16 protein-coding genes and 3 pseudogenes are annotated in these 17,411 nt (G+C 33.1%); 8 read left to right on the forward strand and 11 right to left on the reverse strand.

The genetic code is table 11. The features are described from left to right. Window positions 1–326: 326 nt before the first annotated feature. Window positions 327–572: a GlsB/YeaQ/YmgE family stress response membrane protein gene (locus HMPREF0518_RS03740; protein WP_023191657.1), complete on the forward strand. Its 246-nt coding sequence runs from the start codon at window positions 327–329 to the stop codon at window positions 570–572. A 1,376-nt stretch (window positions 573–1,948) separates the two neighbouring features. On the opposite strand, the pseudogene HMPREF0518_RS03745 reads toward HMPREF0518_RS03740, so the two are convergent. Continuing rightward, window positions 1,949–2,663 (reverse strand): annotated as a pseudogene (locus HMPREF0518_RS03745) (YoaK family protein). A 367-nt stretch (window positions 2,664–3,030) separates the two neighbouring features. Here HMPREF0518_RS03745 and HMPREF0518_RS03750 point away from each other — a divergent pair. Continuing rightward, window positions 3,031–3,384, forward strand: a complete 354-nt coding sequence (locus tag HMPREF0518_RS03750) for a helix-turn-helix domain-containing protein (protein ID WP_003626270.1) — start codon at window positions 3,031–3,033, stop codon at window positions 3,382–3,384. A 29-nt stretch (window positions 3,385–3,413) separates the two neighbouring features. Here HMPREF0518_RS03750 and HMPREF0518_RS03755 read toward each other — a convergent pair whose 3' ends face one another. From HMPREF0518_RS03755 to parE, 5 genes are all read right to left on the reverse strand, one after another. After that, a complete protein-coding gene (locus HMPREF0518_RS03755; protein WP_003626271.1) occupies window positions 3,414–3,998 on the reverse strand; it encodes a peptidylprolyl isomerase in 585 nt (194 codons plus the stop codon). A gap of 84 nt (window positions 3,999–4,082) precedes the next feature. Continuing rightward, entirely contained in the window at window positions 4,083–5,018 is a 936-nt protein-coding gene (locus HMPREF0518_RS03760; RefSeq protein WP_003626273.1) for a manganese-dependent inorganic pyrophosphatase, read from the reverse strand. A 32-nt stretch (window positions 5,019–5,050) separates the two neighbouring features. Continuing rightward, window positions 5,051–6,013 carry a LysR family transcriptional regulator gene (locus HMPREF0518_RS03765; protein WP_003626275.1) on the reverse strand — a complete coding sequence of 321 codons (963 nt, stop codon included), beginning with the start codon at window positions 6,011–6,013 and terminating at the stop codon, window positions 5,051–5,053. Between the two features lie 150 nt (window positions 6,014–6,163). Beyond that, window positions 6,164–8,620: a DNA topoisomerase IV subunit A gene (parC, locus tag HMPREF0518_RS03770; protein ID WP_003626277.1), complete on the reverse strand. Its 2,457-nt coding sequence runs from the start codon at window positions 8,618–8,620 to the stop codon at window positions 6,164–6,166. A gap of 16 nt (window positions 8,621–8,636) precedes the next feature. Next, window positions 8,637–10,583, reverse strand: a complete 1,947-nt coding sequence (gene parE / locus HMPREF0518_RS03775; RefSeq protein WP_023191491.1) for a DNA topoisomerase IV subunit B — start codon at window positions 10,581–10,583, stop codon at window positions 8,637–8,639. Window positions 10,584–10,679: 96 nt separating this feature from the next. Between parE and plsY the strand changes: the two genes are divergently transcribed. Then, complete coding sequence (plsY, locus tag HMPREF0518_RS03780) at window positions 10,680–11,306, forward strand: glycerol-3-phosphate 1-O-acyltransferase PlsY (RefSeq protein ID WP_003626280.1); 627 nt, start codon at window positions 10,680–10,682, stop codon at window positions 11,304–11,306. 96 nt (window positions 11,307–11,402) lie between these two features. On the opposite strand, the pseudogene HMPREF0518_RS03785 reads toward plsY, so the two are convergent. The 3 genes and pseudogenes from HMPREF0518_RS03785 to HMPREF0518_RS03795 form a co-directional block, all read right to left on the reverse strand. Continuing rightward, window positions 11,403–12,904: pseudogene (locus HMPREF0518_RS03785) on the reverse strand (DEAD/DEAH box helicase); the annotation flags it as partial. 52 nt (window positions 12,905–12,956) lie between these two features. Then, the gene (locus tag HMPREF0518_RS03790; protein ID WP_003626288.1) at window positions 12,957–13,424 is read right to left on the reverse strand and encodes a Dps family protein; all 468 of its coding nucleotides are present in this window, start codon (window positions 13,422–13,424) and stop codon (window positions 12,957–12,959) included. A gap of 88 nt (window positions 13,425–13,512) precedes the next feature. Beyond that, window positions 13,513–14,031: an N-acetyltransferase gene (locus HMPREF0518_RS03795; RefSeq protein ID WP_003626291.1), complete on the reverse strand. Its 519-nt coding sequence runs from the start codon at window positions 14,029–14,031 to the stop codon at window positions 13,513–13,515. Between the two features lie 214 nt (window positions 14,032–14,245). Here HMPREF0518_RS03795 and HMPREF0518_RS09440 point away from each other — a divergent pair, with 214 nt between their 5' ends. The 5 genes from HMPREF0518_RS09440 to HMPREF0518_RS10610 all read left to right on the forward strand — a co-directional run bounded on the left by HMPREF0518_RS09440 (window position 14,246) and on the right by HMPREF0518_RS10610 (window position 16,932). After that, entirely contained in the window at window positions 14,246–15,037 is a 792-nt protein-coding gene (locus tag HMPREF0518_RS09440) for an SIR2 family NAD-dependent protein deacylase (protein ID WP_003626292.1), read from the forward strand. A 60-nt stretch (window positions 15,038–15,097) separates the two neighbouring features. Continuing rightward, window positions 15,098–15,727, forward strand: a complete 630-nt coding sequence (locus HMPREF0518_RS09445) for an SIR2 family NAD-dependent protein deacylase (protein WP_023192930.1) — start codon at window positions 15,098–15,100, stop codon at window positions 15,725–15,727. Window positions 15,728–15,840: 113 nt separating this feature from the next. Beyond that, on the forward strand, window positions 15,841–16,431 hold the full coding sequence (locus HMPREF0518_RS03805) for a cupin domain-containing protein (protein WP_003626297.1): 591 nt from the start codon (window positions 15,841–15,843) through the stop codon (window positions 16,429–16,431). 19 nt (window positions 16,432–16,450) lie between these two features. Beyond that, the gene (locus HMPREF0518_RS10605; protein ID WP_003626300.1) at window positions 16,451–16,744 is read left to right on the forward strand and encodes a TetR/AcrR family transcriptional regulator; all 294 of its coding nucleotides are present in this window, start codon (window positions 16,451–16,453) and stop codon (window positions 16,742–16,744) included. Window positions 16,745–16,794: 50 nt separating this feature from the next. Then, window positions 16,795–16,932, forward strand: coding sequence for a hypothetical protein (locus HMPREF0518_RS10610; RefSeq protein ID WP_003626303.1), 138 nt, complete (start codon window positions 16,795–16,797; stop codon window positions 16,930–16,932). Here the strand turns inward: HMPREF0518_RS10610 and HMPREF0518_RS09670 are convergent. Continuing rightward, window positions 16,929–17,123 (reverse strand): annotated as a pseudogene (locus tag HMPREF0518_RS09670) (IS982 family transposase); the annotation flags it as partial. The gene HMPREF0518_RS10610 and the pseudogene HMPREF0518_RS09670 sit on opposite strands and share 4 nt — an antisense overlap. Window positions 17,124–17,219: 96 nt before the next feature. Next, a partial coding sequence (locus tag HMPREF0518_RS10415; protein WP_003626307.1) for an ACT domain-containing protein occupies window positions 17,220–17,411 on the reverse strand: 192 nt, incomplete at its 5' end.

Raw genomic sequence — 17,411 nt, forward strand, 5'->3', positions numbered from 1 at the left:
GGAGTATATATGTGAGGTAAATACTAGCTTGCAAAATAAAAAAAGTAAGACTATCAGTAAAATATAAATCAGCACTGATATTATAATTAGAATAGCTTGCTTTTTAGAAACTTTTAATTTTTAAATAGCAAGAAAAATACTTAAAACCTAAAGAAAAGTATAAAGAAGCCTATTTCGTATATTACTTTAATGACAAAAATATTGTGATTATATAAAATATAGACAAAAATATTGTGATTATATAAAATATAGATAGTTAAGAAAAGCGCTTAATTAACTGAATAGATTATATAGATATTTCTTTAATGAAAGTAAAGGCGATTAAAATGCTACATTGGATTTGGGTATTAATTGTTGGAGGAGTTATTGGTTTGATTGCTGGAGCTCTTACAGGGCATGGGAAGTCAATGAACTGGATTGCTAATATTTTAGCTGGATTAATTGGTTCCTCATTAGGTCAAGCTTTATTAGGTGCCTGGGGACCTCAAGTTGCTGGCATGGCAATTGTACCGTCAATTTTAGGTGCAGTAATTTTGGTAATCATTGTTGCCTTCGTTGTCAGCAAGTTTTGAACTGCATGATATTTATTCAAATAAAAATAAAAATTTAAATAAAAATTTATAGTAAGTACTATAAACGAAAAGGCTAAATCAAGGATAAAAAATTACTTGGTTTAGCCTTTTTTGTTGCCCTATTCTCTTAGAAAGAGGGGAGTGAAAGAAGCGTTTTGGTGATAAAAGCCCAAGATTTAAATAGTAAAAATACATAAATTCCTAGAATGAGTTAATGCAGATGCTGTTGATGATCAAAAATTCACTTGTTATAAAGTATCTAATGCTGTTTAAGTAGTAAATTTGAAGTATAAAAAGATATTTAATAGTCAGATTAATGATTAACTGTATACAACTAATTTAGTTTTTTAATCTGCTTGCCGAGAAAGTACATATTATTTTAACTTGATAAAATAATATGAGATGAGCAGAGGAGGAAAAAGATAAATTTATGCTAAATTTGGCGTATGTTGACCGTTTATGGAGCGAAAATGTAAAAATTACACACAGATGTGAAAGATTTTAAATAAAAACAAATTATAAATGTTTAAAAATGTTGATATATCAGCGTTTTTTAGGGAAGTAGCATCTACCTATCATTAAAATTATTGTTTTAAATAAAGCATAACCGATAAAATTTCCTACTATTTATTGATTTATTTTATTGCCAGATTTGGCAGCAAAACAGAGAATTCCTATTAAATACTATTTATGACGTTGTCTTCACTAATTCAGCAATAATTCAGCAATTTTTTATAGTTTTATTTCAAGCTACCATCTTTTTTCTTTCTACCATCTTTTTTTATTCATATTAGAACTTAAGGATTAGCTGATGATTGGTGATTCGATATGAATCTTTAGATATGAATCTTTATTAGTTATAGTGACACATTTATTAGTTATAGTGACACATATGCTAATTAATTATAAATCTGCATTATTAAACCAATCTTAGTTGATACAAAGAATGTATTATTAAATACAATTCAATTACTAGTTTAAATTACTAGTTTACTAGTTTAATAGACAATTCTATTTTTAGCAGCATGATTTATCTAATGATATATTATGCTGCTGCATAGTTTTATTTAAATGGTAATAAATAAAACTGGTTTTCAAAATTTAAATTGTTCATCTTATAAAATTAACAAATTAATTATCAATTAAAAATAATGAACTGGACCGTAGAATTGCGATCTCAGCATTCATAAAAATGAAAAAGATCATTTAGTTAATCAAAATCACAAAAAGAAAAAGCATAAAAAAGATTTGCTAATCTAAATACTAAAAAATGACTTCTGTCCAGATATTGAGATAATTTCTATAGTTTACTTTACATAATATGAATTATGCGCAGATATGCTTTAGAAATATTTCAATCTCTTTTATGCTCTTCTTTATTTTAATAATTCTATTTTCTTATTATTTTTCAATGCGTTTTTCAATGCGTTTTTCAATGCATTAATATAAATCATATTTATAATAGCCAGCAATAATATTACAGCTATCCATATTGTTTTTAAGATTAGAAACTTTTGTAGGAATGCTGAAACAATTGCACCAATTCCAAATGAAATAACTAATAACATGTAATTGACAGCTGCCGTATGCTGACTTTTATCCTCACCAAAGAAAAATGCGCTCCAAGCAACAACGGATTTTTTTAGATTTCCAGTTGTAAATGCATTATTATATCCCATTCCTTCAATTTTTCTGAATGATGCATTTTGAATTGCTAATCCAAATGCAATCGCTGGCACAATGTAATAATTGGGAACGCTACGTGGCAAAAAAACTACAATCAAGCAAATAGCTAAAATTGGAAATAAACAAAATACTCTCCAATAATAGCCTTTAACATATTTATGGAATAATCCTACTACAAGTAATCCCACGATAAATGTACTTGCTCGGTTAATCATACCAGGTATATTATGATTTGCTAAAGAAGAACTAAAGAATATGATGTTTCCAGTTTGTCCTGCAGAAAGCGTATGTCCCCCTTTGAATATATGTATACGCATCGACAAAACCACCACAAAAAGTAAGAGCGCATGCTAATTGTCGTGATTCTGCTGGACGCTGATAATTAAAAATCTCTTTTAACCTCATTTTGTAATAATTCCCCTCTTTGATTTTTATAGCCAAAATACATTATAAACTTTGCCCAAAATACATTATAAACTTTGCATAGAACAAAAATGTAAAGTTTTTTTAGAATATCTTAAAATAAAGAATCAAAATATTTAATTTTATAGAGTTTTTGAGTTAAAATTGCCTAAATGGAATCACGGGATAAGGGTCAATAAAGTGTTTGTATTAATATCTAATATTCTTATATCTAATATTTTAATATTTAATATTTAATATTTAATATAGTGTAAGTTAATACTATTAAAATAGTGTATTCATTTTATCCTAAAACTTTTATAGTCTATACCTATAAGGGTACAAGTAACTTGAAAGGATCGAATGCTTTGTGAATATTAATTTAGGAGAAGAAATTTCTCGTAGAAGACGTGAACAAAAACTTACACAGGAGGATTTAGCTGAACTTAGCGATCTTTCAGTTAATTTTATTTCACGTTTAGAAAGAACTAAGGATCAAAATATTAGTATTCAAAAGCTTGATTCAATAGCTCGAGCTTTGAACACTAATACACCAGATATTATTAACAATGCCTACTCTGCTACAAATGTTAAGCCAGAGAGTCATGTTAACAATACACCTATTTTCATTCAAAAAGTTACTAATGAGCTAAGAAAATTACCAGATGATCAAGCTGAACGAGTATGCAAATCTCTCATCGTGCTTTTAAAAGAAATGAAGTAAAAAAAGAGTTGCAAAAATGCAACTCTTTTTTAGTCTTGAATCTCTACTTCATCAATAGTTACGTCTTCTAATGGCTTATCCATTTTATTTTTCTTTACTTTAGCAATTTCATCAACTACATCCATGCCATCGATCACTTGACCGAAAACAGTATGACGACCATCTAACCAAGGAGTTCCCCCCTGCTTATAGGCATGAATAATTTCTTTAGGATAACCAGCTGGCTCCATTTGTTTGATATAACGTTTAGGCATATTTTTATTTTGCACAATAAAGAATTGACTACCATTAGTATTAGGACCTGAATTAGCCATTGATAAAGCACCACGAAGATTAAATAAATCACGTGAAAATTCATCTTCAAAAGGATGTCCCCAAATACTAGTACCACCTGTACCGTTTCCTTCGGGATCACCACCTTGAATCATAAAATCACTGATTACTCGGTGAAAAATAGTAACATTGTAGTAACTTTTTTTTGCTAATCGAACAAAGTTTTCGACAGTCATTGGTGCTTGATCTGGAAATAATTGAATTGTGATGTTACCATGATTGGTTTTAAGAACTGCACGAGGACCTTTGACGTTTTCTAAATCTAACTGTGGGTATGACATAATATATCTCCTTTTTAATAATTTAAGATAAAAAATGACTAGGATATGCCCCTAGTCATTTTTTATTAAGCAGTATCTAAAGAATTAACCTTCAAAAGCTTCTGTCAATGGTGGAACTACTTGCTTTTTACGTGATACAACACCAGGTAACTTAACTTCTGAATCATTAAGCTTCTTATCAAAAGCTTTTTCAAATAATTCTTTAGTTTCATCAGAACCGACTACTAAAGCTTCAGAGTCAGAATCAAGAATATTAGTGATTAAAAGCATGAACATATCATAACCGTTATCGTTTGCTGATGCTTCCATAGCCTTTAAAAAGGCATCCTTGCGTTCTAAAGCTTCTGGTAGGTCAACTACATTGATTTGTGCTACACGTACATTGTGACCGTTTAAAGCGAAGCTCTTAGCATCTAAATCAATCAATTCCTCTTCTGATTTATCACTGATGTTAGTACCTGCCTTAAGCATTGCTAAACCATATTCTTTGTAATCAACGTTGGCAATTTTAGCTAATGCTTCAACAGCCTTTTTATCATCATCAGTAGTAGTTGGTGACTTAAGAAGTAAAGTATCTGAAATGATAGCTGAAAGCATTAATCCAGCAAGCTTTTCAGGAATTTCAATACCGTTTTCGTTAAACATCTTCCAAACAATAGTTGAAGTACAACCCATTGGTTCAGCACGGTAGTACAAAGGATCTGCAGTGTTAAAGTTCATAATTCTGTGGTGATCAACAACATGAGTAACTTTAACCTTATCAATGTCTGAGACACTTTGTTGAGGTTCGTTGTGGTCAACCAACATAACAGCGTTAACTTCTGGAGCAGCTTTCTTAATAACACGAGGAGCTTCAAAACCAAATTTCTTAAGGGCATATGCAGTTTCGTCATTAGGTTCACCTAAAGCGACTGCTTCAGTATTGTAACCTAATTTATTTTGTAAGTATGAAAATGCAATGGCAGTACCAATAGCATCAGTATCTGGATTTTGGTGTCCGAAAACAAATTCTTTTTCCATTGAATAAATTGCCTCTTTTTCTAACTTTTTATTTAATCTACTAATAGTTTACTAAAATTCTGGTGCTTGTCCAAGAACTTTTCCCATTCTTTTAAGAGATTTTGCATTCTAGGAATTTCAAGTTTACCTTTACGGTAAACATAAGAGATGGTAAATCCATGTTCTTCTTTTAGATAAATTGGAGTTAAATTGGTTGAATCAATTTCATAACGATGGGCGTCATAATAAGATTGTGTAATAAAAGTATCGTAATCTGAATTCTCAGCCATTTTGATTAATTCCTTAGTAGATCCAATTTTGATAGGAATAATCGGTTTGTTCTTCTTTCCGAAGTAACCATGCATCAAAGGAGTTAAATAGAAATTATCAGGATATGCAACCCATTTTATATTTACAAAACGTGAAACTGGGTAAGATTCTCCAGCTTCAAAAGTTGTTTTATGAGTTAAAATTACTAATTTATCGTCATAAAAACTCTCGTAGTTATATTGATGACGTAAATTAGTGTCTTCTTTCTTAGTGTTGTCAGGCAAATACATAATAGCCATATCGACTTGATTAGTATCTAGTCTACGCCACAATTCCTTACGATCAAAATAGTTAATAGTAAAGGTTACATCTGGGTATTTCTTGTTAAATTCACCTAAAAATTGGTAAAAAATATTTGATTGAAGTGAATTCAAAATCCCTACAGAAATATGGCCTTTATCTGCTTGAGTATATTCTTGAATATCACTTACAACTCCATTGATAGTATTAAGCAATTCAACCGCAGCAGTTTCCATTTCTTTCCCTGCTTCAGTCAAATATAATTTCTTTCCCATCTGACCAAATAGTGGAGCACCAATAGCGTGCTCGAGCTTCTTTACTTGCTGAGTTAATGCAGGTTGAGTAATACCCAAAATTTGAGCTGCTTGGGTATAGTTCATTGTATCAATCAGTTGTAAAAAATAATGTAATGATTTGGCTGACAATATTGTATCAGTTTTAGGCATAACAATTATCTTCTTTCTCAAAATTTCATTTTATGATAAGTCATGTCCCATAACATAATTTATTATCTATCCAAAAAGAAATAGTGTCAAAACAAATGTCTCAGCACTATTTTTCTTTTTATAAAATGTTATTAAATAATAAACAAAATATTAATTTTGACTACTAATTGGTCGCCCTAATTCGATATTCTTTGGTGTACCATCTACTGTCGTATCAATAACAAATGAGCCATTTGAATAACGGTCGCCTAAAGGATATTCAGTAGTTTTAATTTCGATATGGCGATCACTAGAAGTAGTAACATGTAGGATATGATCTTGAGCATATGGCATTAAAGCCACAATTCTATGTGGTTTTGTCTTTAATTCGCGTAAGACTAATACACCACGTTTGGCACGAGAAACTTTATTGACTAAAGAAAGTTTAAACTGTTTAAAGGCACCACGTTGAGTAATCAAACCAACATGCATCAAATCAAGATATTTGCTATCAACTAAAACGTAACCAACTATATAGTCGTCATCTTTAAGATTTACAGATTTAACCCCAACAGCTTTAGAACCTGATGTTGGAATTTCACTAATATTATATCTAACTGCATATGCACGATGGGTAAATAAAGTAATCTCCTTCTTATCAGTAGGATTGATTAAATTTACGCCGATCAACATGCTATCTTTATTCTTTAATTTAATAGCTGTCATTGCACGAGATTTGTAAGTTCTAGTTGGTTGTAAATTAGTTAATTCGAGTTGCTTAATATAACCATCGTTAGTAGCAAGAATAAAGTTTTTCTTTATATCTAGACTATCAAATACAAATACACGGATAATTTGCTCATCGCTGTCTAACCCAATTTCTTGAGAAAGGTGTTGGCCAGTCTCTTTCCATTTAGTTTCTACCAATTCATGAACTGGTCGGTAGATAACATTACCATGGTTGGTAAACAGATAGAGGTTGGATAAAGTAGATAAGGTGTTTTCATAAATTACTTTATCCCCATCTGGCAAACCGTTATCAGCATCATCAGTAGATTGGTATGATCTCAAGGAAGAACGCTTTAAGTAACCATCACGACTAATTAATACGCGTACTTGCTCATCAGCAACTAATGCTTTTTCATCAATCTTAACTTTAGCACTCTCTTCTGAAATTTCAGTACGACGAGGACTAGCAAATTCCTTTTTTACTGCTGATAGTTCTTTGATAATTTCTTTTTCTAATGTCTTTCGATCTGATAAAAGCTTGCGATATTTTTCAGCAAGCTTATTGAGCTTACTTTGTTCAGCAATTAACTCATTTACATCGGTATTTGTTAATCTGTAAAGCTGTAAAGAAACAATTGCCTCAGCTTGATTTGCAGTAAATTTATATTTAGCAATTAAGTTCTTTTTAGCATCAGCTTTATTTTTAGAAGCACGAATAGTCTTAATAACTTGGTCAAGAATATCCATTGCATGGATTAATCCTTGAATGATTTCTAAACGTGCTTCAGCCTTGTTTAAGTCAAATTTAGTTCGTTTAGTTACAACATCTTCTTCATGTTCTAAGTAAGATGATAAGATTCGCTTTAATCCTACTTGAACAGGAGTCATATGATCAATTGCGACCATATTGAAGTTGTATGAAACTTGTAAATCAGTATTTTTAAATAAATAATTTAGAATGTTTTGCGCATCGGCATCTTTTTTCAGTTCGATAACGATTGATAAACCGTGGCGATCAGTTTCATCACGTACTTCTGCAATACCATCAATTTCTTTATTTAATCGAATTTCATCTATTTTTTTGACTAAAAGGGCTTTATTAACATCAAATGGAATTTCAGTTGCAACGATTTCCTGACGATGTCCACGAATTTCTTGAATGCTGGTTTTCGCTCTAACTTGAATACGGCCTCTACCAGTTTCATAAGCTTCTTTAATACCTTGGGTCCCCATCACAATAGCACCAGTAGGGAAATCTGGACCTTTTACAAATTGCATTAGATCTGCTAATGAAGCATCAGGATGTTTTAACAGATAAATAGTAGCATCAATTACTTCGCCTAGATTATGTGGTGGGATTTCAGTAGCATAACCTGCGGAAATTCCTGTTGAGCCATTAACTAATAAATTGGGAAAACGTGCTGGTAAAACTGTTGGTTCATATTCACTGTCATCAAAATTAAGAACCATTTTGACAGTTTGCTTATCAATATCTTGCAAAAGCATATTGGATATTTTGTTTAAGCGAGATTCGGTATAACGCATGGCTGCAGGGCCATCGCCATCCATTGAACCATTATTTCCGTGCATTTCGACTAATGGTTCGCGCATTTTCCAATCCTGTGATAAGTGAACTAAGGCTCCATAAATGGAACTATCACCATGTGGGTGGAAATTACCCATGATATTACCAACGGCTTTAGCAGCCTTTTTAAACGGCTTGTCATAAGTGTTTCCATCTTGATACATTGCATAAAGAATGCGTCGTTGAACAGGCTTTAATCCATCACGAATATCGGGTAAAGCCCGTTCTTGAATAATATACTTGGAATATCGTCCAAAACGCTCGCCCATAACTTGTTCAAGCGGCATTTCACGAATTCGTTCTTTTGTGGCCATTAATTAAAAACCTTCTTTAATCATCTTCTGATTCTAAGATTGAGCTATCTTCGCCCATTCTGAATTTAACGTTTTCTTCAATCCATTTTCTTCTGGCAGCAACTTTATCACCCATTAAGGTAGTTACTCGTCTTTCAGCAAGGGCAGCATCGTCAATTTTTACTCGGATTAACATTCTGGATTCAGGATTCATAGTTGTTTGCCAAAGTTGTTCAGCATTCATTTCACCCAATCCTTTGAAACGTTGTAATGAATAACCGCGCTTCATTGCTTTTTCATCTTCTGCAAGTTCTTCATCTGTCCAAGCATATTGAATTTGTGCCTTCTTACCACGGCCCTTTTGCAAGCGATAAAGAGGTGGAAGAGCAATATATATCTTTCCTTTTTCGATCATTGGGCGCATATAGCGGTAGAAAAAGGTTAAAAGCAGGATCTGAATGTGAGCACCATCGTCATCGGCGTCAGTCATGATGATAACTTTGTCGTAGTTTGAATCATCAACATTAAATTCAGCGCCTACGCCAGCGCCGATAGTATAAATCATAGTGTTGATTTCTTCGTTTTTAAAGATATCTTGCAATTTAGCCTTTTGAGTATTTAAGACTTTACCACGTAAAGGCAAGATTGCTTGGAAGCGTCGATCACGGCCTTGCTTTGCTGAACCGCCGGCAGAATCGCCCTCAACTAGGAATAATTCATTCTTTTTAGGATTGCGTGATTGGGCAGGAGTTAACTTACCAGAAAGAACTTCTTTTTTGCGTCTCTTTTTACCATTACGGCTTTCATCTCTAGCTTTTTTAGCAGCTTCACGTGCATCCCTAGCTCGTTGTGCCTTTTTAACCAATTCCTGAGCTAATTCACCGTTCTCCATTAAATAGTAAGACATCTTCTCATAAACGAGTGAATCAACTGCAGAACGTGCTTGAGGAGTACCTAATTTACCTTTGGTTTGACCTTCAAATTCAAGCAATTCTTCTGGAATTTTTACTGATAAAACAGCGCTTAAACCTTCACGATAATCTGATCCATCAATATTTTTATCTTTTTTACCAAGCAACCCTTGCTTTTTGGCATAATCATTGAAAGCACGAGTAAATCCACTACGTGCACCAGATTCATGCGTTCCACCATCACCAGTCCGAACGTTGTTAACAAAAGATACTAGATTTTCTGAATATCCATCACTGTATTGACCGGAAAATTCAATCTCCATGCCGTCTTGTTTTCCCTCAAAATAGAAAACATCACTAATAGTTCCTTTACCCTCATTTAGGTAAGAAACAAAAGATTTGATTCCATCATCATACTGAAATACATCATGATGTTCAGGATCACGTTCATCAGTTAAAACAAATTTAACTCCTTTAAGCAAAAAGGCAGATTCTCGAATACGTTCCTGAATAGTCTCATACTTATACTTAGTTGTTGAAAAAATCATGGCATCTGGTTTAAAAGTAATTGTCGTACCAGTAGGATCTTTAGTTTTTCCTAAGCACTTAAGAGTTCCAATGGGATGTCCACCCTTTTCAAACTCTTCTTCATATGCTTTACCATCTCGAACAACACGTACTTTCATATAGCTTGAAAGTGCATTTACTACGGAAGAACCTACACCGTGAAGTCCACCAGAAGTTTTATAATTTTGCTCGGTAAACTTACCACCGGCATGGAGCACGGTCAGAATAACTTCAATAGTTGGTTTTCCTGACTTATGCATCCCTGTAGGCATTCCACGTCCAAAGTCTCTTATAGTTACACTATTATCTTTATGAATAGTTACATCAATTTCTTTACCAAAGCCGGCCATAGCCTCATCAACTGAATTATCGACTATTTCATAAACCAATTGATTAAGTCCATGTATATCGGTTGAACCTATATACATACCTGGTCGTTTACGAACGGCTTCCAATCCATGTAATATTTGAATTGAAGAATCATCATAAGTATTAGCTTTTGCCACTAAAAAATCCCCCATTTAATCAATAATTCACCAACACCCTATATTTAAGGAATAATCTTTGCTAAAATAGCGATAGATTAATAGGAGTTGTTGAATATGTTTGCATTAAAATTTGCATCGTTGTTTATTTTAGCATACTTGATCGGATCTTTTCCGACGGGTGTATTAGTAGGAAAGATCTTCTTTCACAAAGATATAAGAAAGTATGGCTCTGGCAACATAGGTACTACCAATACTTTCAGAGTATTGGGTCCTGTAGCTGGAATTATCGTCTTCTTAGTTGATTTTTTCAAAGGAACAATAGCTACGTTGCTACCAGTCTTGTTTCATCTAGGATCTCATTATCTCTGTTTGATTTTTGGTTTAGCTGCTATTTTAGGTCATGCCTTCCCTATCTTTTTAAAATTTAAGGGAGGCAAAGCTGTTGCTACCTCAGCCGGTTTCTTATTAGGATATAATGTGCATTTTTTTTTAATTTGTGCAGTCATCTTTTTCCCAATCTTGTTTATTACAAGTATGGTCTCATTAACTAGCCTAATCTCAGTAGTTTTGATTTTTATAGCTTCGTTCTTCTTCCACGACCTTGCCTTGAGCATTATCAGTGGATTACTCGTAGTCTTAATCTACTGGAGTCATCGAAGCAATATCGTCCGTCTTAAACATCATCAAGAAAATATGATGCCATTCGGATTGTATTATTGGTATTATAAAAAACATCACTAAAATTAAACTAAATATAAAACCAGCAAGTGTATAACTTGTTGGTTTTTTGTTGCTTTTTTATTATACCTATGCAAACAATAGTTCGCAAGTGCGAAATCATTTTAAGATTTTTAACAAACTTTCTCTGTTCATCGTGGCTTGCGCCATGCCATCGTTATCTAAGATTATTTTTGCTAGGTCTGCTTTTTTGTGTTGCAAAGAAATAATCTTCTCTTCAATACTATTCCGGGTAACCATTTTATAAATCTTGACAGTGTGCTTTTGTCCCATTCGATGAGCACGATCGCTTGCTTGATTTTCGGCAGCTAAGTTCCACCTGCTTTAAGTGAGATCAAGAAAATGGCAGGTTTATCTAATGAATTGAACTGATGAATTTTATCCTGTCGTTCCTTTTTAGCCGTTGCTCCGGTAATGACAAAAATAGGAACTTTTAATTTACGGAGTTTGTTTTGGATAATCTCTAGCATTGAAGTGAATTGAGAAAATAGTAAAATTTTATGTCCATTTTCCAAATTAGCTTTAATCAAATCAATAGTCGCAATTAATTTACCTGAATTGCCGTGATAATTCTCATATAACAAGTGAGGATCACAGCATATCTCGCGCAACTTAGTAATCTGAGCAAAAATTTCAAAATGAGCGCGTTTAAACTCTGCATCCCCTTGGCAAGACAATTCAGCAATTAATTTCTGCGTTTGCAGTTTATATAATTCGGATTGTTTAGATCCCATATTAACATAAACAATCTCTTCTTCCTTTGCGGGCAAATCATTCAGAACGTCTTTCTTTAGTCGATGCAAAATGAATGGAGTAACCATTTCAACCAATTGTTTTTCGGCTTCTTCATCCTCATCCTTAATTATTGGTAGTTCAAACTTTTTCTTAAAATCTAAGTATGATCCTAAAAAGTTGGGCATTAAATAATCAAAAACACTCCATAATTCACTTAATTTGTTTTCTATCGGTGTTCCGGTTAAAGCGAGTTTATGATGAGCTTTAATTACTTTAACGGATTGAGCCGTAATCGATTGATGATTCTTAATATTTTGGGCTTCATCAAGGATCTGTATATTAAAAACAAGTTTTTGATAAGCTTCTAAGTCACGGTTTAAAGATTGGTATGAAGTAATCAATAGATCATATTTGGATGCATTGGCTAAAATTTGTGTTCGTTCTTTTTTAGTTCCAACAAGCACAGCGGTTTTAAGTTCGGGCGCAAATTTTTGTGCCTCATTCTCCCAGTTATAGATAACTGATGCTGGAGCTACTACTAAATTGGTACTGTCTTTCTTTTGGTGAGCTAACAATAAGGATATTACTTGTATTGTCTTACCTAATCCCATTTCATCAGCTAGAATGCCGCCAAAATTGTAATTAACTAGTGTATTAAGCCAATTGAAATCCTCTTTTTGATATGGACGTAATACATTTTTAAGTTTATCTGGCAATTTATTTTGTTTTAGTTCATTTTTATTTAGATCTTTAATTAACTGATTAAAAGATTCATTGCTTGAAAAATGCAAAGAATTAGCCTTCCGCATTTCTTTAGCAAAGTAAAAGGAGCGGTAAGCGGGCAATTGCAATTTACCGATGATAAAAAAGACAGTAAGCAAAAATTATCGCTTACTGCCTTTTTTATTTTAGATTTAATTATTCGTCAATGTTAGGTGCTTGATTAATCTCAGCTGCCATCATCCAAATTCTCTTTTCAAGATCATTGTGACAAGTAGTTAAGATATCACTTGAACTGTAGTCTCCTTCTTCATCTGCAGCTTTGATACCTTTTTCGTAAAGGTGTGCCAAGTGATGATAACCATCAACGATAGTAGCAAAACGCTCAGTAGTAGGTGTACCCCACTTGCCAGGATGAGCTTCAATGGTTGAATGATCTACCATTTCTGCCAAGCTAGAGTATGGAGAGCCATCAATAGTAATTAATCTTTCAGCGATTAAATCACGTTGATCGTTTAATTCAGACATTACATCATCTAAGTATGGGTGTAAGTTTAAAAATTCTGGTCCACGCATGTACCAGTGTTGTTGACGTACTACCATTTGTAATTGACTAAGATCAGCAACTGCTTGATTTAAAATTTCTTTGGTCTTTTGATATTGCATAAAACTAATCTCCTTTGACCTGAAAACTATTAATAATAGCGTTCATCACTATGATAGCAAATACAAAGTGATTAGTAAACTAATATGGTTATAAATTTAATTCAAATGCTAATCTTTCGGGGTCAATTGGGTCTTCTACCTTTATTGTCCCTCTTTCAATAAATCCGTGGCTTTTAGCAAGATGTTGCATAATTGCATTCTTTTTAAAGGTATCAATTCTGAAGTTAAATATATTATTTGCTACTTGCAGTGAAATTAAATTGGAGAAAAAGTAATTTCCTAGATGCATCCCGCGGTATTGATTGCTAATAGCCATACGGTGAATAGTTGCATACTTATCTTGTTCATTTTGCCATTGTCCATCTATTACTTGATAAGTAGGTTCAATTCCTGCGATTACTGCAGCATATCCTGCTACATGATGATCAACGATTAAAACATAACCCACATTCTTCTTTATATCTTGCGTAATAGTTTCTTCATTGGGATATCCACTTTGCCATTGTGTGCTACCAGCTTTCTTTAAGAATGCTTTAGCTTCATCGATTACTGGCACAATTTTGTTAATATCATTTATTTTTGCTTTTCTAGCGTAAATGAGTGTCATGTATTTTATCCCCCTTTTTTATATTTTAATCAAACTATACGAAACTAAGATATAGAGGTCAAATTCACTACATTATTTTGAATCTGTCCATTATCTGACGTTTTGCTATGAATGTGCTTAACTGCCTATTCACTTTAACATATGATGTTTACATCAAGTCCTATACAGGATGTATGAAAGTAATCAATCTATTAAAAAATGAGGTAAACATTGTATGAATAAAATTGATGAATTGATAAAACATGTGAAAGAGGCAGATGCCATAATTGTAGGAGCAGGAAGCGGAATGTCCAATGCGGCAGGAATGGATTTTTGGTATTCTGCAAGTCCCCTATTTATGAAGCATATGAAGTATTTTTATGATAAATATCATTTTGAAGGCATTTTTAATGGCTTTTATACTCGTTTTGATTCTAAAGAGGAACACTGGGCTTTTATGCTTGAATCATTAAAAATGATCCTCAATATTCCACCGCAGAAGCCAACTTATGAGTATCTTAAAAAGTTAATCGGCAATAAGCCAGTTCATTTTGTAACTACTAATCAGGATACTCTTTTTAAGAAGTTTTTCCCAAGTGATCAAGTAAGTGAAATTCAGGGATCATGGGATTATTATCAGGCTTCTGATACTAGTACAGATCAAAAACTCTATAGTACTAAAAAGATGGTTGCAAAGTTATTGCCTAAAGTTAAAGATCATTGCCTACCAACTGAATTAATTCCTAAAAGTGATATTAATGGGTCTGAACTTATTCTTGGGGCACGTGGTCCGCAATTTTTAGAAGGAAAAAGATATTTTGAAGAACATCAGAAGTGGAATAAATTTATGGCTGATCACTGCAGTGAAAAGATTCTGTTTCTTGAAATGGGTGTTGGTCGTATGACACCGATGTTTATTCAGGAGCCATTCTGGAAAATGACCCAATATTTAAAGAATTCTTTTTATATTAATATCAATCCTAAAGATGCTATGACTAATCCAATGATTCATGATCGTTCTTATTAATTGGGGATGATATTAATGAGGTTCTTAAAGAAGTTAGTGCAAAAATTAAGGAGAAAGACAATGACTAATAAAACTGCAAAGATTGCAAAACAATGGTTGGATGACGCTGATGCTATTTTAGTGACAGCAAGCAATGGACTCTCTATTTCAGAAGGATTGAATTTGTTTGCTAATGATAAAAAGTTGAAAGAAGTACTCGGAGACTTAGTAGACAAATATCATTTACCTAACTTGTTGACTGCTTTTGCTTTTAAATATCCTAATCAGTTAGATTATTGGCGAATGGTAGCCCGAGTTGTAGAGTATTATGGCAATAATTATGAAATAAGCAATTATATGCAAGATATAAAGAAAATCATTGGCAATAAATCCTATTTTGTCTGGACATCTAATATTGACCATCATTTTGCTCTAGTGGGGTTGACTAATTTATTTGAAATTGAAGGCAATTGGTTTGAAGGAGTATGCAGCAACCACCCCGCCGAGCACTCCGTACATTATTTAGCTTCAAAGTTGCACGAAATTTATGAGAAAGATCAAGCTGGGACGCTTACTGAAGCTGATATACCTAAATGTGATGAGTGTGGTGCTCCCCTTGCCTTAAACATGGCTGGTAAAAATTTCCAGATTAATCAAAAAAAGTTCAAGCCTTTCAAGATTTTATTCAAAAATATGAAGATAAAAAATTAGTTGTCCTTGAATTAGGGATTGGACCACGCAATCAAATGATTAAAGCACCAAGCATGTAGCTAGTTGCTACCGCTCCACACGCTCACTATATTACTATCAATAAAGGTGAATTATTGATTCTGAGTCAAATTGCTGAAAAGTCTATTGGATATTCTTCTTCGATTAATGCAGCCTTTAAGGCATTATTAACGGGTAAAAGTTATGGTGCTGAAACGCAAGGCCCTGCCGCTCCTGAGGCTAAGCCTCAATTAACACATGAGCAAAAAGCTAAGCAAGATAAAACTATGCAGCAATTTTACCCTAATTACATGGTAGATAGTGGTATTAGACCAGGCAGCCATCCAATGTATTTAACAATCGATAAGGACCATCCTTCCTTATTGCATACGGTACAATATGGGCAATCTTGGATGCATTCTATTGGGGATGCTGCGATAGTTCATTGCTTTACTCAAAACGGTAAGTATTATAAAGTTAGATTAGGACTTGATAAAAATAAAGATGAAGTTCATGGCTTTTATGCTGATCCAGGAACCTTTATTGCGATTGAAACTGCTGAAAATAATGGAGTTGGATTTTCACAAATCTCTACAGAACTTCCAGATGGTAATGATGGTGCAATTTATGTACCAAGAAAAGATAAATTATTGCAACTATTTCCTGCTCAACGTGATATTATTGAACGATTTAGTGTTAAAGAATAAGATTGTGAGTTGATAAGTTATGGTAGAAATCAAGAGAAGAAAAACTGATCGTAGAACGCTCTATACAATTAGAGTAATTAAAGATGCTTTTATTAAATTAGTTAAAGAAGAACTTTATTCTAAGGTCACAATTACTCAGATTTGTCGTGAAGCTGACATTACTCGCTCTACGTTCTATTTGCATTTTACGTCGATTACTGATGTATTAAATGCTGTCCTTGACGATGCCCTATTTTGGGTTCAAGATTCAACTACAGGGTTAGACACGGATGATAATTATTCTTTGATTATCTTAATAAGAACGAATCTTTAGTACCTGCTTGTCAACGGATTGGAGATTCAGATAAATACCAAAGCTTATTAATGGATCCAGATTTAAGTGAATACATTATTGGCCGGATAATTGCTCATGAACGAGGCAAAATTTTGCCATTAATTATTAAAAAGACTAGATTGAGCAAAGAAGATGCCGAAACATTATTTACATACGCGTGGTGCTAGTTAAATCGTTCTAGACAATAAGCTAGATTATAAGTCAGAATAGCAATTTCTAATCGTGCTTGAAAGCCAGTTAAACTGCGCGCTCAATTGTTCTCGGCGTTGTAAGAAGTTAGAAGTGAAAAGTCGCTTTCAATTGTTCTGCGAATAGCCATCAATTGACGATCATTGTGCTTTTTGGCGCCCATTTGGTTACCTAAATTATCAAAACGCTTATCAATCTTCTTTAAGTCTTTACCGTCTGTAATTTTTATCATTATGGTTGTTGGAAAATTATTATCCATTAAGTTTTATGAAATGTTTAAAATATCAATTTCTTCTTCGGCTAAAATTTTACTTATTTGAGCGATAATGCCTATTTTATCTTCGCCACTTATAGTTAAAATAGCTTTCATATGCCATCCCTCTTTTCTCTCTAACCTGATTTTAGGAGAAATAATTAAGATGTACAAGCAATATATATGTACATTAAATACGGAAAC

This window comes from Lactobacillus helveticus DSM 20075 = CGMCC 1.1877, from assembly GCF_000160855.1.
Lineage (GTDB): Bacteria > Bacillota > Bacilli > Lactobacillales > Lactobacillaceae > Lactobacillus > Lactobacillus helveticus.

Coding starts and splice junctions, on each gene's coding strand:
- plsY (WP_003626280.1), top strand. CDS start 10,680: ATGTTTGCATTAAAATTTGCATCGTTGTTTATTTTAGCATACTTGATC.
- HMPREF0518_RS10605 (WP_003626300.1), top strand. CDS start 16,451: ATGGTAGAAATCAAGAGAAGAAAAACTGATCGTAGAACGCTCTATACA.
- HMPREF0518_RS03755 (WP_003626271.1), bottom strand. CDS start 3,998: ATGTCATACCCACAGTTAGATTTAGAAAACGTCAAAGGTCCTCGTGCA.
- HMPREF0518_RS09440 (WP_003626292.1), top strand. CDS start 14,246: ATGAATAAAATTGATGAATTGATAAAACATGTGAAAGAGGCAGATGCC.
- HMPREF0518_RS03795 (WP_003626291.1), bottom strand. CDS start 14,031: ATGACACTCATTTACGCTAGAAAAGCAAAAATAAATGATATTAACAAA.
- HMPREF0518_RS03765 (WP_003626275.1), bottom strand. CDS start 6,013: ATGCCTAAAACTGATACAATATTGTCAGCCAAATCATTACATTATTTT.
- HMPREF0518_RS03740 (WP_023191657.1), top strand. CDS start 327: ATGCTACATTGGATTTGGGTATTAATTGTTGGAGGAGTTATTGGTTTG.
- HMPREF0518_RS10610 (WP_003626303.1), top strand. CDS start 16,795: ATGGATCCAGATTTAAGTGAATACATTATTGGCCGGATAATTGCTCAT.
- HMPREF0518_RS03760 (WP_003626273.1), bottom strand. CDS start 5,018: ATGGAAAAAGAATTTGTTTTCGGACACCAAAATCCAGATACTGATGCT.
- parC (WP_003626277.1), bottom strand. CDS start 8,620: ATGGCCACAAAAGAACGAATTCGTGAAATGCCGCTTGAACAAGTTATG.
- HMPREF0518_RS09445 (WP_023192930.1), top strand. CDS start 15,098: ATGACTAATAAAACTGCAAAGATTGCAAAACAATGGTTGGATGACGCT.
- HMPREF0518_RS03790 (WP_003626288.1), bottom strand. CDS start 13,424: ATGCAATATCAAAAGACCAAAGAAATTTTAAATCAAGCAGTTGCTGAT.